General features: G+C 67.6%; 24 protein-coding genes and 1 tRNA gene. 12 read left to right on the forward strand and 13 right to left on the reverse strand.

Features of this window, described 5'->3' with window-relative positions:
- Positions 1–291: 291 nt before the first annotated feature.
- The 4 genes from AM590_RS09165 to AM590_RS09180 all read left to right on the forward strand — a co-directional run bounded on the left by AM590_RS09165 (position 292) and on the right by AM590_RS09180 (position 4048).
- Entirely contained in the window at positions 292–825 is a 534-nt protein-coding gene (locus AM590_RS09165; protein WP_058827219.1) for an inorganic diphosphatase, read from the forward strand.
- Positions 826–1347: 522 nt separating this feature from the next.
- Positions 1348–2247: a rhomboid family intramembrane serine protease gene (locus AM590_RS09170; RefSeq protein WP_058827220.1), complete on the forward strand. Its 900-nt coding sequence runs from the start codon at positions 1348–1350 to the stop codon at positions 2245–2247.
- A gap of 1 nt (position 2248) precedes the next feature.
- Entirely contained in the window at positions 2249–3076 is an 828-nt protein-coding gene (locus AM590_RS09175; RefSeq protein WP_058827268.1) for an endonuclease V, read from the forward strand.
- 126 nt (positions 3077–3202) lie between these two features.
- Positions 3203–4048: an SDR family oxidoreductase gene (locus AM590_RS09180; RefSeq protein ID WP_058827221.1), complete on the forward strand. Its 846-nt coding sequence runs from the start codon at positions 3203–3205 to the stop codon at positions 4046–4048.
- Positions 4049–4115: 67 nt separating this feature from the next.
- Here the strand turns inward: AM590_RS09180 and AM590_RS09185 are convergent, their stop codons facing one another.
- Positions 4116–5336 carry an ArsA family ATPase gene (locus tag AM590_RS09185; RefSeq protein ID WP_058827222.1) on the reverse strand — a complete coding sequence of 407 codons (1221 nt, stop codon included), beginning with the start codon at positions 5334–5336 and terminating at the stop codon, positions 4116–4118.
- A 149-nt stretch (positions 5337–5485) separates the two neighbouring features.
- Between AM590_RS09185 and AM590_RS09190 the strand changes: the two genes are divergently transcribed.
- Together AM590_RS09190 and AM590_RS09195 are read left to right on the forward strand one after the other, a co-directional pair.
- The gene (locus tag AM590_RS09190; RefSeq protein WP_058827223.1) at positions 5486–6010 is read left to right on the forward strand and encodes a CinA family protein; all 525 of its coding nucleotides are present in this window, start codon (positions 5486–5488) and stop codon (positions 6008–6010) included.
- A gap of 70 nt (positions 6011–6080) precedes the next feature.
- A complete protein-coding gene (locus AM590_RS09195; protein WP_058827224.1) occupies positions 6081–6605 on the forward strand; it encodes a metal-dependent hydrolase in 525 nt (174 codons plus the stop codon).
- A 73-nt stretch (positions 6606–6678) separates the two neighbouring features.
- Here the strand turns inward: AM590_RS09195 and AM590_RS09200 are convergent, their stop codons facing one another.
- The gene (locus AM590_RS09200; protein WP_172795785.1) at positions 6679–7443 is read right to left on the reverse strand and encodes a PHP domain-containing protein; all 765 of its coding nucleotides are present in this window, start codon (positions 7441–7443) and stop codon (positions 6679–6681) included.
- Between the two features lie 98 nt (positions 7444–7541).
- Between AM590_RS09200 and AM590_RS09205 the strand changes: the two genes are divergently transcribed.
- On the forward strand, positions 7542–7844 hold the full coding sequence (locus AM590_RS09205; protein ID WP_049905009.1) for a hypothetical protein: 303 nt from the start codon (positions 7542–7544) through the stop codon (positions 7842–7844).
- Between the two features lie 185 nt (positions 7845–8029).
- Here AM590_RS09205 and AM590_RS09210 read toward each other — a convergent pair whose 3' ends face one another.
- The 6 genes from AM590_RS09210 to AM590_RS09235 form a co-directional block, all read right to left on the reverse strand.
- Positions 8030–8482: a transcription elongation factor Spt5 gene (locus AM590_RS09210; protein ID WP_058827225.1), complete on the reverse strand. Its 453-nt coding sequence runs from the start codon at positions 8480–8482 to the stop codon at positions 8030–8032.
- 1 nt (position 8483) lies between these two features.
- On the reverse strand, positions 8484–8657 hold the full coding sequence (locus AM590_RS09215; RefSeq protein WP_004044219.1) for a protein translocase SEC61 complex subunit gamma: 174 nt from the start codon (positions 8655–8657) through the stop codon (positions 8484–8486).
- A gap of 194 nt (positions 8658–8851) precedes the next feature.
- Positions 8852–9991 carry a cell division protein FtsZ gene (gene ftsZ / locus AM590_RS09220; protein WP_058827226.1) on the reverse strand — a complete coding sequence of 380 codons (1140 nt, stop codon included), beginning with the start codon at positions 9989–9991 and terminating at the stop codon, positions 8852–8854.
- Positions 9992–10149: 158 nt separating this feature from the next.
- Entirely contained in the window at positions 10150–11469 is a 1320-nt protein-coding gene (locus tag AM590_RS09225) for a D-aminoacyl-tRNA deacylase (protein ID WP_058827227.1), read from the reverse strand.
- Between the two features lie 57 nt (positions 11470–11526).
- On the reverse strand, positions 11527–12843 hold the full coding sequence (locus tag AM590_RS09230; protein ID WP_058827270.1) for a sodium:calcium antiporter: 1317 nt from the start codon (positions 12841–12843) through the stop codon (positions 11527–11529).
- Positions 12844–12974: 131 nt separating this feature from the next.
- Positions 12975–13946: a calcium/sodium antiporter gene (locus AM590_RS09235; protein ID WP_058827228.1), complete on the reverse strand. Its 972-nt coding sequence runs from the start codon at positions 13944–13946 to the stop codon at positions 12975–12977.
- A 171-nt stretch (positions 13947–14117) separates the two neighbouring features.
- Here AM590_RS09235 and AM590_RS09240 point away from each other — a divergent pair, with 171 nt between their 5' ends.
- The 5 genes from AM590_RS09240 (at position 14118) to AM590_RS09260 (ending at position 19063) form a co-directional block, all read left to right on the forward strand.
- Positions 14118–14927: a shikimate dehydrogenase gene (locus AM590_RS09240; protein ID WP_058827229.1), complete on the forward strand. Its 810-nt coding sequence runs from the start codon at positions 14118–14120 to the stop codon at positions 14925–14927.
- A gap of 44 nt (positions 14928–14971) precedes the next feature.
- The gene (locus AM590_RS09245) at positions 14972–15772 is read left to right on the forward strand and encodes a helix-hairpin-helix domain-containing protein (RefSeq protein WP_058827230.1); all 801 of its coding nucleotides are present in this window, start codon (positions 14972–14974) and stop codon (positions 15770–15772) included.
- A 113-nt stretch (positions 15773–15885) separates the two neighbouring features.
- Positions 15886–17400, forward strand: coding sequence for an aminodeoxychorismate synthase, component I (pabB, locus tag AM590_RS09250; RefSeq protein WP_058827231.1), 1515 nt, complete (start codon positions 15886–15888; stop codon positions 17398–17400).
- Positions 17397–18101, forward strand: coding sequence for an aminodeoxychorismate/anthranilate synthase component II (locus AM590_RS09255; RefSeq protein WP_058827232.1), 705 nt, complete (start codon positions 17397–17399; stop codon positions 18099–18101). Before pabB ends, AM590_RS09255 begins: the two co-directional genes overlap by 4 nt.
- Positions 18098–19063: an aminotransferase class IV gene (locus AM590_RS09260; RefSeq protein WP_058827271.1), complete on the forward strand. Its 966-nt coding sequence runs from the start codon at positions 18098–18100 to the stop codon at positions 19061–19063. The genes AM590_RS09255 and AM590_RS09260 overlap by 4 nt, the downstream gene beginning before the upstream one ends.
- Before the next feature lie 21 nt (positions 19064–19084).
- Here AM590_RS09260 and AM590_RS09265 read toward each other — a convergent pair whose 3' ends face one another.
- The 5 genes from AM590_RS09265 to AM590_RS09285 form a co-directional block, all read right to left on the reverse strand.
- Positions 19085–19510, reverse strand: a complete 426-nt coding sequence (locus AM590_RS09265) for a Rieske 2Fe-2S domain-containing protein (RefSeq protein ID WP_004064939.1) — start codon at positions 19508–19510, stop codon at positions 19085–19087.
- Between the two features lie 44 nt (positions 19511–19554).
- A complete protein-coding gene (locus AM590_RS09270) occupies positions 19555–19995 on the reverse strand; it encodes a hypothetical protein (protein ID WP_253805915.1) in 441 nt (146 codons plus the stop codon).
- Between the two features lie 308 nt (positions 19996–20303).
- Positions 20304–20378: transfer RNA gene (locus AM590_RS09275), tRNA-Met, on the reverse strand.
- A 60-nt stretch (positions 20379–20438) separates the two neighbouring features.
- Complete coding sequence (locus tag AM590_RS09280) at positions 20439–20906, reverse strand: GtrA family protein (RefSeq protein ID WP_058827234.1); 468 nt, start codon at positions 20904–20906, stop codon at positions 20439–20441.
- Positions 20899–21684: a glycosyltransferase gene (locus AM590_RS09285; protein WP_058827235.1), complete on the reverse strand. Its 786-nt coding sequence runs from the start codon at positions 21682–21684 to the stop codon at positions 20899–20901. Before AM590_RS09285 ends, AM590_RS09280 begins: the two co-directional genes overlap by 8 nt.
- Positions 21685–21715 lie beyond the last annotated feature (31 nt).

The raw sequence follows: 21715 nt of genomic DNA on the forward strand, positions 1-21715 counted from the left end.
AGTCTGTTTCGCCGTCGTACGGAGGGCCATTATACAAAGAAATTGGGGCGGAGCGCACACGAGTGCCGGGTATTGCACAGAGTCGAGTCACGGAGACAAACGGAAGACGACGCGTAGTAGCCGGACGGGCATACCCGGGGAATATCTCAGACGCATAGGAGTAGCGTCGTGGGATTCTGTGGGGAATACCTCTACATATAGAGGGGTTCGAAGCGGCCGACGGGACTCGGATGACAGCGGTACGAGACCAATCCCGAAAGGACTTTTGCCCGCATCGAGGATGGGTTCGGTATGGTGAACCTCTGGGAAGACATGGAGACCGGCCCGAACGCGCCGGACGAAATCTACGCAGTCGTCGAGTGCCTCAAAGGTGAGCGCAACAAGTACGAGTACGACAAGGACATCCCCGGCGTCGTCCTCGACCGCGTGCTCCACTCCAACGTCCACTACCCGTCGGACTACGGCTTCATCCCGCAGACGTACTACGACGACGAGGACCCCTTCGACGTGCTCGTCCTCGTCGAGGACCAGACGTTCCCCGGCTGCGTCATCGAGGCCCGCCCGGTCGCGCTCATGAAGATGGACGACGACGGCGAGCAGGACGACAAGGTCATCGCCGTCCCCATCGAGGACCCCCGCTACGACCACATCGAGGACCTCGAAGACATCCCGCAGCAGACGCTCGACGAGATTGACGAGTTCTTCGCGACCTACAAGAACCTCGAGGCCGGCAAGGAAGTCGAGACGCTGGGCTGGGAAGACAAGCAGGCCGCAAAGGACGCCATCGAGCACGCGATGGACCTCTACGAAGAGAACTTCGCGTAAGCGACTTCGCCGCGCGCTTTTTTCGACGCCACCCTTCGAGCGAGAGCGTCGCCGCCGACCGCGGCGTCGACTCCCGAGACGCGTCCGACGGAAACCGACCAGCGTCGGCGGCGCGGATACCCGACAGTTATCGCCGGCGCATCGACCGATAAATTATGCGCATGGGTAATCTTTAGTTCCTGTGTCGGGTACGTCGAGACGAGTATGGCAGCCAAGCAACCCCGTCTCGGGCTTCAGCACCCGACCGTCGTCCCCACGAACTTCACGCCCGCCGACGAGGCGGACGAAGACGCCGAGGAAGCGTCCTCCGAAGACGCGTAACCCCGAATTTCTCGCGCGGTGACTACCGAGAGCGACAGCGATGTCTCCGAGGACAACAGCCACGCGACCGCCTCTGAGATAGCGCACGACCGACGGGTTGGAGCGACGAAACGCCTGAATCCATCCGCCGAAACGTCGTATGTTCACACACCGCATTCATGAGGGAACCCCTTTTTATCTCGCCGCTGTAAGGCGTTGGTAATGCCTATCTGCGACGTGTGCGGCAAAGACGAGAGTCTGCCGTACCGCTGTTCACGGTGTGGCGGGACGTTCTGTTCCGAACACCGCCTCCCCGAGAACCACGACTGCGCGGGGCTCTCCGACTGGGACGACCCCGCTGGCGTCTTCGATAGCTCTTTCGACGACTCGGTGAACAACAAGGGCGGCCGCGGCGGCGGACTGCTGAGTTCGCTCACGGGCGCCGGCGGCGTGCTCGGCTACTTCCGCGGGAACGTCACCTACCTGTTCCTCGCGCTGATGTGGCTCACGTTCTTCGCCCAACTCGTCTTGGAGCAGTTCCTCGGACTGCCCAACCTCTCGATCAGCGCCTTTTACCTCACGAGCATTCACCCCGAGTACGTCTGGACGTGGGTCACCTCGATATTCGCCCACGGCGGCTTCTACCACATCGTCGGCAACTCCATCGTGTTGTTCTTCTTCGGCCCGCTGGTGGAGCGCTACGTCGGGTCGCGGAAGTTCGCGGCGCTGTTCCTCATCAGCGGGATGCTCGCCGGACTGGCGCAGGTCGGCTCGTCGATGCTCCTGTCACCGCTTGATCCGAGCGCCGTCGTCGGCGCGAGCGGAGCCATCATGGCCGTCCTCGGCGTCCTGACGGTGCTCAACCCGGGGCTCCGAATCTATCTATACTTCATCATTCCCGTGCCGCTGTGGCTGTTCACGCTCGGGTTCGCCGGCATCTCGGTGTTCTTCTTCGTCAGCCAGAGCGCCGACGGTATCGCCCACTTCGCGCACCTCATCGGCCTCGTCATCGGCCTCGTCTACGGCCAGCGCGTGAAGGGTCGCCAGAGCGTCCCCTCGCAGATGTCGCTCGGCGGTCGTGGCCCCGGTGGCCCCGGTGGCCCCGGCCGCGGCCGGTTCTGAGATGCGCCCGGTCCGCTCCGACCTCGCGCCGCGCCCCGGACTCTCGCGCGACGAAATGGAGTCGCTTCAGCGCCGAGTCGCCGAGGCCGCTGTCTTCGAAGACGACCTGCCGTTCGACCCGGCGCGCGTCTCGCTCGACTCGCCGGAACGAGAAAGCGAGACGCTCACGGACGCAACGGTACCCGGCGGTGACGCCGATTCGCCACCGCCGCTCGTCGCCGGCATCGACCAGTCGTTTCTGGACGACCGCGCGCTGAGCGCCGTTGTCGTCCTCCGCGGCGGCGAGGTGGTCGAGCGCGTCCACGCCGTCTCGGACCTCGACCTGCCGTACATCCCCGGCCTGCTCTCGTTCCGTGAGGGCGGCCCCATCCTCGACGCACTCGCCGAACTCGACTGCGACCCCGACCTGCTCGTCTTCGACGGCTCCGGCCGCATCCACTTCCGGCAGGCCGGCCTCGCCACCCACCTCGGCGTCGTCTGCGACGCGCCGAGCATCGGCGTCGCCAAGTCCCTCCTCTGCGGGACGCCGGGCGAGGACGTTGACGGCCGGCCGGAGGGCTGGCGAACGCCGATTCGCGCCGACGACTCGGTCGACCCGGTCGGCGGCCACCCCGCCGACCCCGAGACGACTATCGGCTACGCCTTCCAGTCGCGGCAGTACGACTCGCGGCCCATCGTGAACCCGCTGTACGTCAGCCCCGGTCACCGCCTCTCCGCGGAGACGGCGGTCGACCTCGTCTCCCGGCTCTCGGGGTCCTACAAGCTCCCCGAACCGACTCGACTGGCCGACGCCTACGCCGACGAGGCGAAAGCGCAGTACGAAGCGTGAGCTGAGCCCGCGGGCACTTCGAACCCGCGCGCGCTCGCATCGGCTTCTCCGGCCGCCGTCCCGACGAACGAGACCCAATCGTGGCGAACCGCGTACACTTAACAGCGCGCGGTTCGACCTACCGACGTGCATCAAAAGACGGTCCTCATCACCGGTTGCTCCTCGGGAATCGGGCGCGCGACGGCGCTCGACTTCCTCGACGAGGAGTGGGAGGTTTACGCCACCGCCCGGAACCCGGCCGACATCGAGACGCTGGGGGAACGCGGCGCGAACATCGCGACGCTCGACGTGACCGACCAGGGGGACGTCGACCGCGTGGTCGACCGCATCGCCGACGAGCAGGGCCGCATCGACTGTCTCGTCAACAACGCCGGCTACGGCCAGATGGGCCCCGTTGAGGACGTGCCGACCGAGAAGGTCCACGACCAGTTCGACGTGAACGTCTACGGCCCGCACCGACTCATCCGGGCCGTGTTGCCCCACATGCGCTCGCAGGGCGACGGCACCATCGTCAACGTCTCCAGCGTCGTCGGCCGCGTCGCCTTCCCCGGCACCGGCATTTACGCCGGCTCGAAGTTCGCGCTCGAAGCGATGACCGACGCGCTCCGCACCGAGGTCGAGGAGTACGGCATCGACGCCGTCCTCGTCGAACCCGGACCGGTCGAGACGCAGTTTTCGAACCGCGTCGACGACGAGGTCAACGGCAACGGCGAAGACGCCGACGGCCTCGAACGCTCGGGCGCGTACGAGAAACTCTACAAGCTGTTCGACGACTCGCAGGCGCTCGGCAGCAGCGGTCCCGGCGCGATTCCGCCCGAGCGGGTCGCAGAAGACATCGTCAACGCCGCGAGTTCGACCAAGCCGCGGGCGCGCTACCAGCCCGGAACCGTCGCCCGCGTCGGCGTCCTCGCGCGCTTCCTACCCGACGCGTGGCGCGACGCGCTCTACGGTTTCGCCCGCAAACTTCCCTGAATCCGACCCGTCGCGATCGGCCTGCGCCGACGGCCCGCGCTGACGACCCCTTCGACTCCGCACGGCGTCAGTCGAGACAGGTCGCGACGACTCGGAGGGCGTCTTCGCCCTGTACTTGTTCTGCGAGCAGCGGCACCCGCTTCACGTCGCGGCCGCGGAAGAGGTTCGTCGCCGAGCGGAGCGCGTCCTGTTGGACCTGCCAGCGGCGCTGGCAGAAGCCGCAGTTCTCCAGGTCGGGCGACTCTATCCACTTGGGGTCCACGTTCGCCACGTCCTCGACGGACTCCATGACGCGATTGACGACGAGCGTCTGGACGGGGATGCCGAACTCGTCGAGCCGCGAGACGAGGCGCTTGGACTCCACGACGCTCATCTCCTCGGGAATCATGACGACGCGGAAGTCGGTCCGCGTCGGGTCGCGGAGGACCGCGCGCAGGCGTTCGATGCGCTCGCGGAGGTCGTCGAGGTCCGCCATGCCGGCCTGCGGGTCGTCGGGGCCGCCGCCGAACATCCCCTTGAGGTTGTCCATCATGCCGGAGAAGCGCTGGCGCATGCGGGCGATGCGGCCGAGCATGGAATCCATCAGTTCGGGGAGTTCGAGCAGGCGGAGCGTGTGGCCCGTGGGGGCGGTGTCGATGACGACGCGGTCGAACCGCGGGTCGTCCATGTATTCGAGGAGCTGCTGCATCGCCGCGGCCTCGTCCGCGCCGGGCATCGGCCCGCCCATCCCCATCGGCCCGTCGCCGCCGAGGAGGTCCTCGAAGCCGCCCATTCCGCCACCCATCCCGCCGAACGGGGAGTCCGAGTCGCCGCCGGCGAAGGGGTTGTCGTCGTCGTACTCGCCGGTCTCGAAGTCGGTCTCGTCGTCGAACTCTTCGCCCGAGCCGTCGCCGCCGGCGAACGGCCCGTCCATGACCGCGTCGGGGTCGATTTCGGCCGCGTAGAGGGGGATCTCCTCCCGAATCCGAGTCGGCTTGTCGGGGATCGGCACGCCGAGCGTGTCGGAAAGAGAGTGCGCGGGGTCCGTGGAAACGACGAGTGTCGCGGTGCCGTCGGCCGCGCTGGCGAGCGCCGTCGCCGCGGCCATCGTGGTCTTCCCGACGCCGCCCTTGCCGCCGTAGAGGACGTAATCCGGGGCGTCGATGCCCTCGGGGAGGTCCTCGGTGTCGGTCGACGTGACCTCGTCGGGGTCGGTGACTTCCACCTCGATTTCGGCCGGCCCGTCGTCGCCGGCGTCGTCGTCTTCGTCGGCGTCGGGTCGCTCCGTCGGCTCAACGTCGATGTCCATGTCGGACCCGACACCGCGGGGCTTTGTGTACTTCTCGGTCTCGGAACCGCCGGTGGACTTTTAGCCGGTCGCTTCGGTGCCGACCGCGGCACCAACCCCGCAGGTAACTTCCCCGACCGCTTTTGTCCCGACCGCCCGTCGTCGGTCGTATGCGCGAGTTCGCATCCGACCCGCCCGAGGAGGTCCACGTCGGCGACGCCCTCCGCGAGGCGGACCACACCGTCGCGGTCGCGGAGTCCTGCACCGGCGGTCTCATCGGGTCGCTCCTGACTGACGTGCCCGGCTCCAGCGACTACTTCGACCGCTCGCTCGTCACCTACTCCTACGACGCCAAGCGCCACGAACTGGCAGTCTCACGGGAGTCGCTGGACGAACACGGAGCCGTCTCAGAACCAGTCGCCCGCGAGATGGCCGCCGGTGTCCGCGACGTGGCCGACGCGACGTGGGGGCTGGCGACGACAGGTATCGCCGGCCCCGAGGGCGGCCTCCCCGGCAAGCCGGTCGGCACCGTCTTCGTCGGCGTCGCCTTCGCCGCGCCGTGGGGGTCCGGCGACTCGTACGCCCGCGTCGAGCGCTTCGAGTACGACGGGTCGCGGACGCAGGTCAAAGAACAGATTGCACGTGGGGCGCTCGCACTCCTCCACGAGGAAATCGAGTCCGCCACGACCGGCTGAGCCGGTCGCACGGCCGCCGTCGGTCGGTTCCGTGGGAAAGCTTTGTATCCCGCCGGACCAGTCTGCATCCATGAACAAGAAGGGACACGTGCTCAACGCCATCCTGTTGGCGCTCGGGCTCGGCGTCATCCTCACCGTGGACCCGCGGTCGTTCGAACCGACGATGGATTCGGCGTTCCTCCTCGCCCAGAAAATCGGTCAGTTGTCGCTTCCCGTCGTCCTCGGCGCGCTGTTCCCCGACGTTGACACCGCCTTCGGCAAGCACCGCAAGACGCTCCACAACCTCCCGGTGCTGGCGATATTCCTCGCGTTCCCGCTCGTCTTCGGCAACCTCCACTTCGTCTGGATCGGTGTCGCCACCCACTACGTCCTCGACATGGTCGGCTCGAAGCGCGGCATCGCGCTGTTCTACCCGCTTTCGCCGCAGGAGTACGACCTGCCGACCGGCGTGGCGACGAGTTCGAAACACGCCGACGCGGTGACCGTCGTCGTCACGGTCGCCGAACTTGGCGTTCTCGCGGGCGTCCACTACTACCTCTTTTCGCTCGACGTGTCCCTCGCGGACGCCGCGGCGACGTTCACCGCGGTGCTCTGAGGGCGGGGCGGCCGCGATGCTGACGGATTCTGGCGGGGTCAACAGAACTCCGCTCAACTCCGCTCCGCGAAACTCAGTAGACGCTCACGTCGTCGAACCGACCGTCGTAGGCGATGTGGCTCGGGTGCGTCGGCTCCATCCCCGAAAGCAGGAGTCGGTCGACCTTCCCCCACGAGTTCTCGTAGCCGAGGTGGGCGAACTCGGCCGCACCGCGGAGCGCGTGGGAGACCCCTGTGCGGCGGACGACCCGGCGTTCCGCTCCCTCGCGGAGTGCAGTGACGAGGTCGGCCTCGGAGTCGATGTCGCAGTCGAACTCAGTCCACGCCTCGCCGACGGTGCCGCGGAGGTGCGCGTAGGACGACGCGAACCCCGGCAGCCCCGTCTCGCGGGCGATGTCGCGCCCGCGGCGGTTGTCCCGCGGTAGGGTCTTCGTGTTGTACGTCTCGACGGCGTCGATGTCGTCGCGGCGGGCGGCCACGTCCTCAGCGGTGAGACTCACCGTCAGGAACTCGGGGTGCGGGACGAGCGTCGCCGCGTCCTGCCGGTCGAACTCCGCGAAGGCCCCGTCGAGGGTGATGAAGTCGGGCACTGGGTCCGAGAGGCCGACCGCGAGGACGTGTTTCCGGTCGCGCCACGACCCCGTGAACACCTCGCGGGCGGGGACGACGAGCAGGTCGTCGTCGGAGAATCGTTCCGCGCGGGCGCGGATGTCGGGCAGGCGGACGAAATGCGGCGCGTAGACGAGCACGTCGACACCGCGGGCTTTCGCGCGCGAGACGACCCGCTCGTCGAGAATCTTCACGTGCATATCGACCCGCGTCGTCGTGGTCGCGCTCACACGGTACGGTCGGGTCAGCCATCAGTTAGTGGTTGCTATTTGTCGAACGCCGGGCGGTCGAAGAAACGGTTTTGTCGCTCACGTCCGTCGGTGGGAACATGTCCCGGTGGAAGTGCGGAATCGAAGGGTGTGACGGTCGGTTCGAAGACGCGGAAAGCGCGGTCATCCACCAGACGGTGGAACACGAGCGCCACGAGTGCAAGGTGTGCGGGACCATCGTCCCCGAGGGCTACTTCGCGATTCGACACGCCTTCGACGAGCACACCCGCGCCGAGTTCGTCCGCGCGTACGACGCCGACTCCTCCGCGGTCCGCATCCGCGAGGACGTAAAGGACGCCGTCGAGGCGGACGCCGACCTCAACAGCGTCGTCGAGACGCTCCGCGAGCAGGGCGCGCTGTAGACGAGTCGGAGAGTCAGGCTGGTCGCGGTGGGACGCGACACGGTCGTGCGAGACGGCCTCGTCGGTGACTGTCGGGGGACATGGGAGTCACCGGGTGGGTGGATATCGACGGGGGACGCGGCGCTCTTCGCGCGGTGAGTCGAGCCGAGACTGAGAGAGAAGAGAGTCCTCGTCGGGGCGGACGCTTACCGCTCGTCGGAGTCGAGGACGCGAATCTGGTCCCCGCGGACGGTGACCGGAATCGGGACCGTCGCCTCGTACAGTTCGACGGTGACCTGGTCTTTCGTCTCGTCGATGCGCTGGACGCGCGCCTTCTCGCCTTTGAACGGGCCGGCGATGAGTTCGACGATGTCGCCCTCCGCGATACCCTCCACGTCCGGCGTCGGCGAGAGGAAGTGTTCGACTTCGGCCATGCTGGAGGTGCCGACCGCGCCGCCGCTCTCGACGAGGCCGCGGGCGTGCGGAATCTCCTCGAGGACGCGCGTGACGATACCGTCGTCGTCGGCTTCGACCATCACGTAACTCGTGAGCGAGTCGGGCGCGAGGACGGCGTGAATCTCGGCGAAGTCCTTCGACGCGATCATGTCTGCAACCGTTCGCTCCTGGCGAGCGGTGGTCTTTACGGCGAAGATGGGCATCTCAGACCCCTCCGGGGAGGAAGCTCATGACCGCGAAGATGATGAAACCGAGCAGTCCGACGAGGAAGATACCCGCGCCGGCGATTTTGGAGATCTGGGAGAACTCCTGCCAGGACGGGGTGCTCGCGAGTTTCAACACGCGAACGTAGCTGTTCAGGTCGTACTTAACGTCCATGTTGCTGGGGCCTAAGGCGTCGGGCTTTTTCTATCTATTGATGCACCGTCGAGCCGAATTCGGTCTCGAAGGCGAGCGAGAACGCCGAATCCGGCGGAGTGACGCCACTACTCGGAACGCGAGGGGAGGAGAACGGAGGGCATCCGGACCGCGAGGACCGGTGGACGCGTTCCCGGCCGCGTCGCCGACGGCGACTACTCGACGTAGTCGATGTCTTCGAGGCGACCTTCGGCCTGCGACTGCACCTCGCCGTTGCGGCCGTAGATTTGAGGCGACTCGACGCCGGTGACGACGATCATCGTCCGCATCATGCCTTCGAGCTCGTCGTCGACCGAGGTCCCCCAGATGATGCGCGCGTCGGGGTCGATGCGGTCGTAAATCTCCTCGACGACGCCTTCGGCCTCCTCGATGCTCATGTCGGAGCCGCCGGTGACGTTGACCAGCGCGGAGTTCGCGCCGGAGATGTCCACGTCGAGAAGCGGCGAGCGGAGGGCGGACTTGACGGACTCTTGGGCCTTGGACTCGGAGTCGGACTCGCCGAGACCGATCATGGCGACGCCGCCGCGCTCCATGACCGTCTTCACGTCGGCGAAGTCGAGGTTGACGAGACCGGGCTTGGTGATGAGTTCGGTGATGCCCTTGACCGAGCGCATCAGTACCTCGTCGGAGACCTTGAACGCCTGCCGGACGGGGAGTTTGCCCACGGCGTCGAGCAGGCGGTCGTTCGGCACGACGATGACCGTGTCCGAAACGTCGCGGAGCCGTTCGAGACCGGCTTCGGCGTTCGTTCGTCGCACCTCGCCTTCGGCCGTAAAGGGCGTCGTGACGATGGCGATGGTGAGCGCGCCCGACTCGCGGGCCGCCTTGGCGACCACGGGGGCCGAGCCGGTACCGGTACCGCCGCCGAGTCCGGCGGTGACGAACACCATGTCGGAGCCCTCGATGGCGTCGTAAATCTCCTCTTGGGATTCGAGGGCGGCCTCCTCGCCGACCTGCGGGAGCGAGCCCGCGCCGCGGCCTTGGGTCTTCTGCTCGCCCATGAGAATCTTCGTGTCAGCCCCGATCTCCACGAGGTGTTGCACGTCGGTGTTGGCGGCGACGAGCTTCGCCCCCTTGATTCCCTCCTCGTGCATCCGATTGACGGTGTTCCCGCCGGCACCGCCGCACCCGACCACCGTGATGTTGGTCTGGAGGTCTTTGAGAACCGCTTTCAGTTCGTCGTCAGTCATCGTCCCGGACCGGTTGATGTTGGTCGAGTCGTCGACCTGAACCGACTCATCCCCCATGTCCTCGGCCTCGGCCTCGTCAATTGCGTCGCCGACGATAGAGTCCATATTTATGGAGACGGTTTACGGAGGACGACTAATTATCTTTCCCCCTTCCGTCAGACATCTGTCCGACGAGCCGCCGATTCGTGCCGAAACGTGACATGTGAGCCCGCGGCACAGAACGGCTCACGGGCCGAAATCGGTTGGCCGCGCTCCGCCGGGGGTCACACCGTGAACTCGACCAGCCGCTCTTTCGAGACGTCTTCGGGCGCGACGGTCTCGCCGTCAATCTCGACCGGTTGCCCGGCCGAGAGCTTGCCGAACGCCGGGCCCTCGGGAACGCCAAACTCGCGTGCGGCGGCGGGGTCGAACGCCCGAGCCGCCGCCGTGACCGCCCCGTCGTCGCGGACGACGCTGTCGTATTTCTCGCGAAGCACGTCGCAGAGCCGCGACACGAGTTCGTCGTAGCCGTCGCCCGCGACGGCGGCGCGACCCACCGCGCGCGTCCCGCCCTCGGTCGTGTGGAAGGCGACGGTCGTCTCACGGACCGCGTCGAGCGCGGCGTCGAGGTCGATGCCCTGCGCCTCGCCGAGCAGGCCGTCGGGGAGCGAGACGACCGCGTAGTCGTCGGCGTGGACGTGCGCGCCGAAGCGGAGGCCCTCGTCGACCGCGGTGATGTCCGCTTCGAGAGCGGCGACGCGGTCGAGGGGGACGCCCGAGGTCTCGCGGACCCACGTCTCGGAGACGACCCGAAACCCCTCGGCTTCGAGGGCGGCCGCGAGGTCGTCGCGGTCGCCGTCGACCAGCGCGAGGTCGGCCGCGGAGGCCTCGAACGCCCGGCGGAGCACGTCGCGGTTGTTCTCGGGCGCGCCCATCGCCTTGAGCTGCCAGTCGGCAGCGATGTGGCCGACGCGCCAGTCGGTCTCGCGGAGGACGCGCTCGAACCGCGGGGCGTAGTGGCCGCCGCCGAAGCCGACGAGTTGACGGTCCGCGTCGGGCGCGACGCCCTCGATGTCGAGGACGGCCGCCGCGACGGCGCGGGCCCCCTCGGGGTCTCCCCACTGTTCCTCGTCGCTCCCGAGTTCGACGAACATCGAGGGGACCGTCGGCTCGGTCGGGCCGTGGTGGGTCGCTTCGATGCCGACTTCGTAGTCGTCCGGCGCGCGCTCGCGGAGCGCCTCGACGACGGCGCGCTGGGCGTTGGGGCACGCGCGGGCGAACTGCCCCGGATCGCCACCGTAGTCGGCGGGGCCGAAGTTCCCGGTGAAGTGCGCGGTCAAGAGCGCGCCGGTCTCGCCGGAGTGCCGGGAGACGACGACGAGGAGGTCGAGGTCGGCGTCGAACGCCGCAGCCGGGTCGTCGAGGTCGATGTGCAGGTCGTCGAACTCGCGGAGTTCGAAGCCGTCGCAGAAGAAGACGGTGCCGCCGCCGTCGGCGTCGGGTCGGTCCCCGTCGGTTCGTTCGTCCCAGTCGGCGAGTTCGAGCAGGTGCTCGCCGATGTGAACCGATGCGCTGTCGGCGCGGCTGACGACGATTCCAATCACGATACGAGGGTCGCCGAGGTCGGCGAAAAGGGCGTCGGAAGCGGCGAGGGAAGCCGGTCAGTCTTCGACCGCGGCCGGAATCTCGTTCGCGCCGTAGTCGCCGCGAACGCGTCGAACAGAGAGCTTTGCGACCGCAGCGAGTTGCTTGCGCCGCCGGACGAAAAGCGCCGTCCCGACGACCAGATAGATGACCGAAAAGCCAATGAGCGAGGTTGCGCCGTCGAAGGTGACCACCCCAAGTCCCGGAATCGGGAGCGTGAGCGCCAGTCCGGTGACGGAGTAGACGAACTGCGCCAAGAAAAGCCCAAGCAGGGCAACCGCTTCGCGGAGACTGATGGAGAACGTGATGAGGATGGCGATGGCGAAGTAGCTCTGGGCGGCCGTCAGCCAGAGTTCGCCCATCTGGTGGGTGTCGAGCGGGAGCGGGCCGTAGTAGCCGAGCGAGAGGCTGTAGACGAGCACGAGCGTCCCGATGAGGAGCGTCCACTGGTTGAGCTTCGAGGAGATGAGCGCGTTGAAGCCGGCGGTCGACCGCGCCTTGTTGACGAGGTAGGCCACGACGATGAGTTCGGGGCTCTCGCTCGCCAGCGGCGCGACCCACTGAATCATCAGGAACGAGGGGATGCCGACCGACTTCCCGAGCGCTTCGAGGCCGTGAGCGAACGGTTCGACGGCGACGAGGATGACGATACCCGAGAAGACGAACAGCGCGAGCGTCGTGGCGATGCGCTTTGGTTTCCGATACGACTGGAGGTACGCGGGCACACCGATCTGCTCTTCGTCCTCGTGCGGCGAGTTCATCGCCACGAAGATGTACGCGGCGTAGAGGCCGACGAGGACGAACATGTCAACCGCGCCGATGCCCGCGCCGAGCGGGACGAAGAAGGCGAACACGGTCGCAGCGAAGAGGAACAGAATCTCGGTCGCGATGCCGTGGTCGAGACGGACCACGTCCGCGAGGAAGCCGGGACGGGACTCGACCGCCTCGTCGCCGGTGTCACGGGCGCGGTAGACGGTGAAGAGGGCGATTGCGGACCAGCCGATGCCGATGAGGATGCGATTTGCGCCGGTCATGTTGGCGACCGCGAGGCTCGCGGCCTCGGCCGATTCGGGGGAGCCGGGGTTGATGCCAGCCTCCCAAGCGTAGAGGGCGTCAACGGCGTATTCGGGGGCGACCGCGAGGACCGCGAGGATGGCGAGCGCGAACGCCCGCGGCACGTCGGCCTCGGCGGTCTCCGCGCCCCACGCGAGGAGGAACGAAGCGCCGAGAACGGCGATACCGCTGAGGGCGACGGTGACGCCGGTCGTGAGGTCAACGCCGAACACCGTGTGGAGGCCCAGCCACGGGACCGTCAGGAGCGCGGCGCCGAACACCGCGGTCAGCGGGTGACTGAGTCGTTGTCCGACCATCGTGGCTACAAGGGCGAAGCCGAAGCCGGTAGCTCTTGTGTTTCAAAATCGGCCCGACACGGCGTGTAGGACGCCCGAAGTCGTCAGCGTGCTCGTTAGGGGAGAATGAGCCAGAAGAACACGAGGTAGCCGCAGACGAGGATGCCGCCGTCGAGGCGGGACACGTCGCGGTTGCGGAGCATCAGCGCGATGACCCCGAAAGTGAACACGAGAAGCGCCGGGAAGTCCAGCGAGATGGTGCTCGCGGGGACGTTCACGGGAACCATGATGGCGAGGATACCGAGGACGGCGACGACGTTGTAGATGTTGGAACCGACGACGTTGCCGATGCTGAACTCCGACTCGCCGCGGACCGCGCTGATGACGGACGCCGCGAGTTCCGGCAGCGACGTGCCGAACGCGAGGACCGTCAGCCCGATGAACCGCGGACCGAACCCAAAGGATTCGAGCAGTCCCTGTCCGCCCTGAATGAGCCAGTTCGAGCCGACGAACAGGAGGAGCAGACCGAGTCCGAGGTAGACGACGTCCTTGAACTGCGCGGAGACCTCGTCTTCGTCCTCGATGTCGATTTCGTCCGCGCCGATGGCGTCTGCCGTCGCCGACCGGGCGCGGTAGAGCAGATAGCCCGTGAACGCGACGAGGATGAGCAGGAGGACACCGCCGTCGACGGCGCTGAGGTTCCCGTCCATCCCGAGGGCAACGAGCGCGACCGCCGCGGCAATCATGAACGGGACGTGCCGGCGGAGCGTCGCGGTCGAGACGCCCATCGGCTGGATGAGCGCCGAGATTCCGAGGACGAGGCCGATGTTGGCGATGTTCGAACCAACGATAGCGCCGAGGCCGAGGTCGGAGCTGTAGCCCAGACCGCTCAGGACCGCGACGAAGAGTTCGGGAGTGGTCGTCGCGAACGCGACGATGGTCACACCGACGATGGCCGCCCGAAGACCGAGGCCGATGGCGAGTCGAGATGCGCCCTCGACGAGCGCCTCGGCCCCGAGGTAGAGCGCGACGATACCCGCCACGAGGAGCGCGGTATCGAAGGAAAGCAGGGTTGCGAGTGCCGACATACGCGGGAGTAGACCAACGGGGGACTAAAAGCGCGCCGGTACACCGTGGGCCCGCGACAATCTATCACGGGAGAACAGACGGGTGGACATCCGCGCCTCGCGGGTCACTGAGTCCCGGCGGAATCCGACGCGGACGGGCGAGTTATATCGTCGGCAGGTCACCTCCCGCCCATGCAAGTCTACGGTCTCGTCGGCAACCCCGTCGGGCACTCGCTGTCGCCGCCGATGCACGAGGCGGCCTACGAGGAAGCCGGTCTCGACGCCCGGTACGTCACGTTCGAGCCCGCCCGCGACGACATCGCGGCGGCGGTCGGGGGCGCGGACGCTCTCGGAATCTCGGGGCTGAACGTCACCATCCCGTTCAAACAGGACGTCCTCGAACTGGTCGACCCCGACCCGCTCGCCGAGCGCATCGGCGCGGTCAACACGGTCGATTTCGGCGGGGAGACGCCGAAAGGGTACAACACCGACGCGGCGGGCGTCACCCGGTCGTTCGAGCGCCACGGCGTCGGCCTCGACGGACGGGAGGCCGTGGTCGTCGGTGCCGGCGGGGCGGGGCGGGCCGCCGCGTTCGCCCTCGCCGACGCGGGCGCGTCGGTCCACGTCGCCAACCGGACCGCCGAGACCGCGGTCGAACTCGCTGAGGCCGTCCCCGGCGCGACCGGCGGCGGACTGGACACGCTCGACCGGATTCGGGACGCGGACGCCCTCGTCAACGCGACCAGCGTCGGGATGGAGTCGCCCGACGAGACGCCCGTGTCGTCGGAGTACCTCCACGGCGACCTCGCGGTGCTCGACGCGGTCTACACGCCGCTTGAGACTCGACTCCTCCGCGAGGCGGCCGCGGCCGGCGCGGTCACCATCGACGGCGCGTGGATGCTTCTCCTACAGGGCGTCGAAGCCTTCGAACTGTGGACCGACCGCGACGCGCCCGTCGAAGCGATGAACGCCGCGCTCCGGGGCCACCTTGAGAGCGACTGAGGCCGCTGGTTTTTAAATAACGGGATTGCATAGGAGAAGGTAACATGGGCTTGCTTGACACTATTTCGTCGCTCTGGAAATCCCTCGTTGGTGGCGACTCGTCGTCTTCCTCGAAGGAGGGACGTGACGACACGGCGACCGTTACGGTCGAACGCGACACCAGAACCGAGCGCGAGGAACCGGACACCGAGACCGAGGCCGCGGTGAAGGAACCGGTCGAAGAGACGGAATCGGCGGACGAGACGGCGGACGAAGAGACCGACGACGCGGTCGAATCAGCGGTCGAAGACGAAGCCGACGCGGAGTCCCAAGTGGACGACGAGGACGCCCGCGATGACGCCGAGGTGGCGGCCGACGCCATCGAGGAAGCCGAACCGGAGGACGAAGACGCCGAAGCGGAGCCCGAGTCCGAGTCCGAATCCGAATCCGAGGACGAACCCGAACCCGAGGACGAACCCGAACCCGAGGACGAACCCGAACCCGAGGACGAACCCGAACCCGAGGTCGAAGACGAGTCTGAATCCACTGACCCCGACGAAGACGAAGCCGAGGAATCGGACGAAGAAGCAGTCGACGAAGGCGACGAAGAAGCGGAGGCTGAAGACGAAGCGGACGACGAGGAAACTGCAGACGACGAAACGGCCGATGAGTCGGCCGCCGACCCCGACGCGCCGACCGTCGACACGATTCGCGGCATCGGCCCGGCGTACGCCGAGCGCCTCTCGGAAATCGGTATCGAGACCATCGCGGACCTCGCGGCGGCCGACGCCGACGAGGTCGGCGACGAGATCGACGTGTCGCCGAAGCGCGTCCAGCGCTGGATTGACCGCGCCGGCGACGCGTAACCGACGCGCGTCTCGGGCGACCGACGCGACTTTTCTCCCGACTGGCGACCGCTTCCGACATCTCGTAGATACGTCGCGAAACCGTTTACTCGGCGGACAGACTGGTGTGCGTAATGACCGCATTGACCGTCGTCACCGACCGCGACGACTTTCGTGCGACCGCCGCGGTCGCGCCCGCCGGTGCACGCGTCCCCGTCGAGGTCCGTGTCGTCGTCTCGGACCCCCTCGACGCCTATCGACGCGCCCGCCGGAACACCGGCGGCTTCTTTTACGAGACGACCGGCGGGCAACCCGGCTGGGGTGCCTTCGGCGTCTCCCCCGCCGAGCGCCTGACCGTCGACGACCCGACCGACGACGACTGGGGCGACCCCGGCGTCGACACCGCGCCGAGCCTCGCCGCGCTCGAATCGCTCGTCGACTCGGAGACGCTCGTCCGCGGCGACTGCGACGTGCCGTACCCCTGCGGCCTGTTCGGGTGGCTCTCGTACGACGCCGCCCGCGAACTCGAATCGCTCCCCAAGCAGACGACTGACGACCGGGGGCTCCCGCACCTCCAACTCGGCCTGTACGACCTCGTGGCGTCGTGGGCGGAACCCCGACCCGACGACGGCGAGACGACGCTCCGCGTCACCTGCTGTCCCGTCGTCGAGAACGACGCTGACCTCGACGCCGTCTACGACGAGGCGAGAACGCGGGCGACCGACCTCGCCGTCGAAGCGGTCGAAGGCGACCCTGCGCCGGTCTCCGCGCCCGTCGAGGCCGACGAGGCGACGTTCGAGAGCGCCTGCGGCCGCGAGGCGTTCGCCGACCGCGTTCGCGCCGCGAAGCAGTACATTCGCGACGGCGACACGTTTCAGGCGAACCTCTCGCAGCGACTCGTCGCACCCGCCGCGGTCCACCCGGTGGACGCCTACGCGGCGCTCCGGGAGGTCAACCCCGCGCCGTACTCGGGCCTGCTCGAACTCCCCGGCGTCGACCTCGTGAGCGCCAGCCCCGAACTCCTCTTGCGCGTCGAGGGCGACCGCCTCGTCACCGAGCCCATCGCCGGCACCCGCCCGCGAGGGGCGACGCCCGAGGAGGACGACGCGCTGGAGGACGACCTGACGACCGACGAGAAGGAGCGCGCCGAGCACGCGATGCTCGTCGACCTCGAACGCAACGACCTCGGAAAGGTCTCCGAGTACGGGTCGGTCGAGGTGACGGAGTACCGCCGGGTAGACCGCTACTCGGAGGTGATGCACCTCGTCTCGCTGGTCGAGGGAATCCGACGCGAGGGGACCAGCCTCGCCGACGCCATCGCCGCGGTGTTCCCCGGCGGGACCATCACGGGCGCGCCGAAACCCCGGACGATGGAGATAATCGACGAACTCGAAGCCACCCGGCGCGGCCCCTACACCGGGAGCATGTTCGCCGTCGGCTTCGACGACCGCGCGGTGCTGAACATCGTCATTCGGACGCTCGTCCGCTTCGAAGACGAGTACCATCTCCGCGTGGGCGCGGGCATCGTCCACGACTCCGACCCCGACAGCGAGTACGACGAGACGCTTGCGAAAGCGCGGGCGCTCATCACCGCCATCGACGAGGCGCTCGGCGAGCGCGCGGACATGACCGTGGGGGCCGAGCGATGACGCGTATCCTCGTCGTCGACAACTACGACTCGTTCGCCTACAACCTCGTGCAGTACGTCGGCGAGGCAGTCGCGGAGGCGCGGGAGGAAAGCGGAGACGAGAGGGGCTCGACCGCCTCGGACGACGTGCTCGTCTACCGCAACGACGCGCTCTCGGCCGACGACATCCGCGACATCGACCCGGACGGCATCGTCGTCTCGCCCGGCCCGGGCACCCCCGCGCAGGCTGGCGTCTCGGTATCGGTCTTCCGCGACCTCAACTACCCGACGCTCGGCGTCTGTCTCGGCCACCAGTCGCTCTGTGCCGCCCTCGGGAGTCGCGTCGGCCACGCGCCCCACGTCGTCCACGGAAAGCCGTCGCTCGTCGAGCACGACGGCGCGGGCGTCTTCTCGGGGCTGCCCGAGCGAATCGAAGTCGGACGCTACCACTCACTCGCGGTCGAGCACGACGACGTGCCATCCGAGTTGGCGGTGACCGCCCACACGGTCGCAGCGGGGTCCGAAACCGGCGGGTCCGATACTGACGAGAGAGACGAACCATCGGTCGTGATGGGCGTTCGTCACCGCGAGAAGCCCCACGTCGGCGTGCAGTTCCACCCTGAGAGCATCCTCACCGACTCGGGGAAGGACATCGTCCGCAACTTCGTCGCGCTCGCAGCCGGCGAGAGCCCGGCGGCCGACGCGTGGAGGGCGGAGCGATGAGCGACGACAGCGACGACAGCGACGACGGCGACGACGGCGACGACGGCGACGACGAAAGTCGGTCGCTTCGCTACTACGTCGACGGCGAACTCGTCCCCGCGGAGTCGGCGTCGATTCCGGTCACCGACCGCGGCTTTCTCTACGGCGACGCGGCCTTCGAAACCCTCCGCGCCTACGGCGGTGAGGTGTTCCACTGGGACGCCCACGCCGACCGACTGGCCGAGACGTGCGACGCGCTCGGGATGATCCACGGCCTGTCCGACGACGACCTCCGTGCGCGAATCGACGAGACGCTGGCGGCGAACAGCCTCAACGAGGCGTACGTCAGACTCTCCGTCACCCGCGGCAGTCAGGGCGGCCGCCTCACACCGGCCGAGGCGGTCGACCCCCGCGTCGTCGTCATCGTGGAACCGCTCGCCCGCGGCGGCCGCGGCTCCGACCCCGTGTGGGACGGCCCCGCGTCGGTCCAGACCGTCAAGACCCGGCGCATCCCCGACCGGTCGCTTCCCGCGCGGGCGAAGACGCACAACTACCTCAACGGCATCCTCGCCCGCGTGGAACTCCGCGTCACCGGCGCGGACGAGGCGCTCATGCTCGACGCCGACGGCTACGTCACCGAGGGCGCGACGAGCAACCTCTTTTTCGTCGAGGACGACGCGCTCTGCACGCCGAGTCTCGACGGCCCGGTCCTCCCCGGCATCACCCGCCGCGTCGTCCTCGACCTCGCCCGGCAGGAGGGCATCCCGATTCGTGAACGACGCTTCACGCCGGACGACGTGCGCGGCGCGAACGAGGCGTTCCTCACGAACTCGACGTGGGAACTCCGCCCGGTGGAGACGGTCGACGGCATCCAAGTGGGCGATGGACCGGTGACGAAACTGCTCTCGCGGCTCTACGACGACTACGTGGAGCGACGCCACTACGGCGGCGCAAGCGGCGACAGCGACGGCGACGAGAACTGAGTCGCTCTGCCGCGTCCCCCGTCAGAACTCGACGTTCGAACTCGAACTCCGGTCGGCGGGGTCGGTCTCGATTTCGCCCTGTCCGACGTAGTCGAACTCGTCGTCCGAGAGGAAGACGTGGTCGCCGTCGACCGTGATGTCGAGGTCGTCGAGCACCGCGCCCTCGCAGGGGCCGTAGTTGCAGTAGCCCGTGTCGGCCTCGAAGTACGCGCCGTGGTTCTGGCAGATGACCTCGCCGTTTCGCATCGGCGCGCCCGACCCCTTGTCGAGTTTGATGTGCGTCAGGTGCATGCAGTAGTTCAGCCACCCTTGGATGCCGTCATCGGTGCGCACGAGGATGGCCTCGCGCTCCTCCGCGTCGGCGTCGTCGGCCGCGCGGACCCGAAAGAGAAAGGTCGTGTCGTCGGGCACGTCGCCGACCGCGCAGATTCGTTCGAGGTCGCTCATTGTGCTCTCGTTGGGTCGGGGTCGAAAATCTCCTTCGAAAGCGGTCAGTACGGTCCCGTGTCCGAACCGCGCGACGAGTCATCACCGACCCACAGCAACCACCCGGCGTGTAGGAGGACAGCCACGGCGGCGACACACAGCGGCGCAGCGATAAACAGGGCGATCGCCACGGCTGCACCCGGTGGCAACGGTACGTCCGACGAACGGTCTACGACGACGAACGGAACGACCGGTGCCGCGAGTGCCGAGAGCGTTTCGACCGTCCGAAAGACGCCGTGGACGAGATGCTCTCGGCCGTCAAGCACGCCGGTTTTTCGACGCCGAAGCAGTCGCCACGCGTCGCCGAGGGCGTGCGCGACGAGAAGAACCCAGAGCGCCATGAGCGAGAACAGGGCAGGTCCCCACAACCACCCGACTCCAGCCGGTGCGGAAAGCCCCGTCTCCGAGAACAGGACGAACGGAACCACGCCTATGGCGAGAAACACGACGGCGAGGACGACCTCAACGGCGAAAATCCGAGGGAATGGGGTGAGACGTGTCAGGGAGGGCATGGGTGGAGCAAAGCGACAGGGCCGATACGGAGGGTACTGGAGACAACTGAATAAGTTTTGTCGGCGAGGTAGAACGGTCGAGACGCGCTGCTTGGGGTGTCGTTTTCAGGAGAATAACGGGAGGTAGATTTGAACCCCGGTCGCTGACGCTCCCCGGTTCAAATCTACTGAGCTATGAGGCCGACCTCGTGGGTCGCGCCGAGCCGAGACTCGGCGCTCAGGAGTTGAGGTCGGCAAAACCATAGCGGGAGGTAGATTTGAACTACCGATCTCCGGGTTATGAGCCCGGCGGAATCTCCTGGCTATCCCATCCCGCTGAATCAACAAACGAGTCTGCTATTGTTAAGACTTCTGTTTCGGCCGCTGTGTGTCAATTTTCACCGTGAGTCGCGCTGACTCGAACGGGTCGCGATGCGCCACGTGAACAGGCTCTCTGCGACGTAGTTCAGGAGCATCGACGCGCCGATAGCGAGGGGGAGCGGGATGAGTTCCCAGAGGTCGATACCGGCGACCGGAATCGACAGCGGCACCTCGCCGAGCGCCCGGACGACGAGCACCTGCACGAGCAGGCCGCCGCTCCTCACGAGGTTCGACTTCACGAAGCGCCGGACCTTTGCGGTGAGGAGGTCCGAGCCGGCCCCCGCGAACGTCCAGCGGTCGTTGATGACGAACATGACGATGATTGCGAGCTCCGCGCCGGCGAGCTTCGCGAGTTCGTTGGCGACGCCGAAGAAGACGATGAGGAGACTGCTCAGAGAGAGGTCGAACACCGCACCGACCGCGCCCACGGAGGCGAACTTGCCGAACCGGGTGCCGGAGACGAGCGCCGAGAGCCGGTCAGTCATCCGTGACCTCCGCCGAGAACTGCTCGACGAGGGTCCGCTCGTCGTTCCGAGCGTCGATGAGTTCGTGGAGGCGGTCCTCGCGAATCGTCCGGGCGCGGTGGCGCGACCGGAGCAGCCCGCGGGCCATCTTGAGCGTCGTATCGACCGGCGAGACCGTCGAGTTGGGCTGGTCTTCCCAGACGACCGGTACCTCGGCCACACGGTGACCGAACGCGCCCGAGACGGCGATGAGTTCGATGTCCCACGCGAACCCGGGCTCGTACAGGTGAGTCCGAACGTCGTTCCACGCCGCGGCGGTGATGGCCTTCGCGCCGCACTGGTAGTCGTACAGCGGGACTTCGGTCAAGTGGCGAGCCAGCCACGCGAAGCCGTCGCCGAGGTAGCGCCGGGCGACCGTCTGGTGGGAGGCGACGGTCGCGTTCGGGTGGCGGCGCGACCCCACGGCGAGGTCGGAGCCGTCGCGGACGGCGGCGACGACGTCGGCCATCGACGCGGCCGGGGTGCTCCCGTCGGCGTCGGCGAACGCGAGGATGTCCGTGCGGAGCGACTCGAACCCGGCGGTGATGGCCGCGCCCTTGCCGCGGCGGGCGTCGACCGGGTTCACGTGAGCGACTGCGGGGAGAGCGTCGAGGGCGTCGAGCGTCTCGGGCCGCGGTGCGTCGAGTTCGACCCGGACCACCTCGGGGTCCAGTTCCTCGACGAGAGCGTGGACGTAGGGGACCAGACGCTCTGGGTCGGGTCGATAGGCGGGGACCACCACCCCGACAGACTGCAACATGCACGACCATTCACTCAACGGGGTAAAAAGC

Source organism: Haloferax sp. Q22 (assembly GCF_001482285.1).
Classification (GTDB): domain Archaea; phylum Halobacteriota; class Halobacteria; order Halobacteriales; family Haloferacaceae; genus Haloferax.

Excerpts from the sequence above, each read along its gene's own strand:
- AM590_RS09280 (WP_058827234.1), bottom strand. The coding sequence starts at position 20,906 with ATGACTGACCGGCTCTCGGCGCTCGTCTCCGGCACCCGGTTCGGCAAG.
- AM590_RS09205 (WP_049905009.1), top strand. The coding sequence starts at position 7,542 with ATGTCCCGGTGGAAGTGCGGAATCGAAGGGTGTGACGGTCGGTTCGAA.
- AM590_RS09215 (WP_004044219.1), bottom strand. The coding sequence starts at position 8,657 with ATGGACGTTAAGTACGACCTGAACAGCTACGTTCGCGTGTTGAAACTC.
- AM590_RS09255 (WP_058827232.1), top strand. The coding sequence starts at position 17,397 with ATGACGCGTATCCTCGTCGTCGACAACTACGACTCGTTCGCCTACAAC.
- AM590_RS09265 (WP_004064939.1), bottom strand. The coding sequence starts at position 19,510 with ATGAGCGACCTCGAACGAATCTGCGCGGTCGGCGACGTGCCCGACGAC.
- AM590_RS09185 (WP_058827222.1), bottom strand. The coding sequence starts at position 5,336 with ATGGACATCGACGTTGAGCCGACGGAGCGACCCGACGCCGACGAAGAC.
- AM590_RS09240 (WP_058827229.1), top strand. The coding sequence starts at position 14,118 with ATGCAAGTCTACGGTCTCGTCGGCAACCCCGTCGGGCACTCGCTGTCG.
- AM590_RS09245 (WP_058827230.1), top strand. The coding sequence starts at position 14,972 with ATGGGCTTGCTTGACACTATTTCGTCGCTCTGGAAATCCCTCGTTGGT.
- pabB (WP_058827231.1), top strand. The coding sequence starts at position 15,886 with ATGACCGCATTGACCGTCGTCACCGACCGCGACGACTTTCGTGCGACC.
- AM590_RS09235 (WP_058827228.1), bottom strand. The coding sequence starts at position 13,946 with ATGTCGGCACTCGCAACCCTGCTTTCCTTCGATACCGCGCTCCTCGTG.
- AM590_RS09175 (WP_058827268.1), top strand. The coding sequence starts at position 2,249 with ATGCGCCCGGTCCGCTCCGACCTCGCGCCGCGCCCCGGACTCTCGCGC.
- AM590_RS09170 (WP_058827220.1), top strand. The coding sequence starts at position 1,348 with ATGCCTATCTGCGACGTGTGCGGCAAAGACGAGAGTCTGCCGTACCGC.
- ftsZ (WP_058827226.1), bottom strand. The coding sequence starts at position 9,991 with ATGGACTCTATCGTCGGCGACGCAATTGACGAGGCCGAGGCCGAGGAC.
- AM590_RS09195 (WP_058827224.1), top strand. The coding sequence starts at position 6,081 with ATGAACAAGAAGGGACACGTGCTCAACGCCATCCTGTTGGCGCTCGGG.
- AM590_RS09260 (WP_058827271.1), top strand. The coding sequence starts at position 18,098 with ATGAGCGACGACAGCGACGACAGCGACGACGGCGACGACGGCGACGAC.
- AM590_RS09210 (WP_058827225.1), bottom strand. The coding sequence starts at position 8,482 with ATGCCCATCTTCGCCGTAAAGACCACCGCTCGCCAGGAGCGAACGGTT.
- AM590_RS09285 (WP_058827235.1), bottom strand. The coding sequence starts at position 21,684 with ATGTTGCAGTCTGTCGGGGTGGTGGTCCCCGCCTATCGACCCGACCCA.
- AM590_RS09165 (WP_058827219.1), top strand. The coding sequence starts at position 292 with ATGGTGAACCTCTGGGAAGACATGGAGACCGGCCCGAACGCGCCGGAC.
- AM590_RS09190 (WP_058827223.1), top strand. The coding sequence starts at position 5,486 with ATGCGCGAGTTCGCATCCGACCCGCCCGAGGAGGTCCACGTCGGCGAC.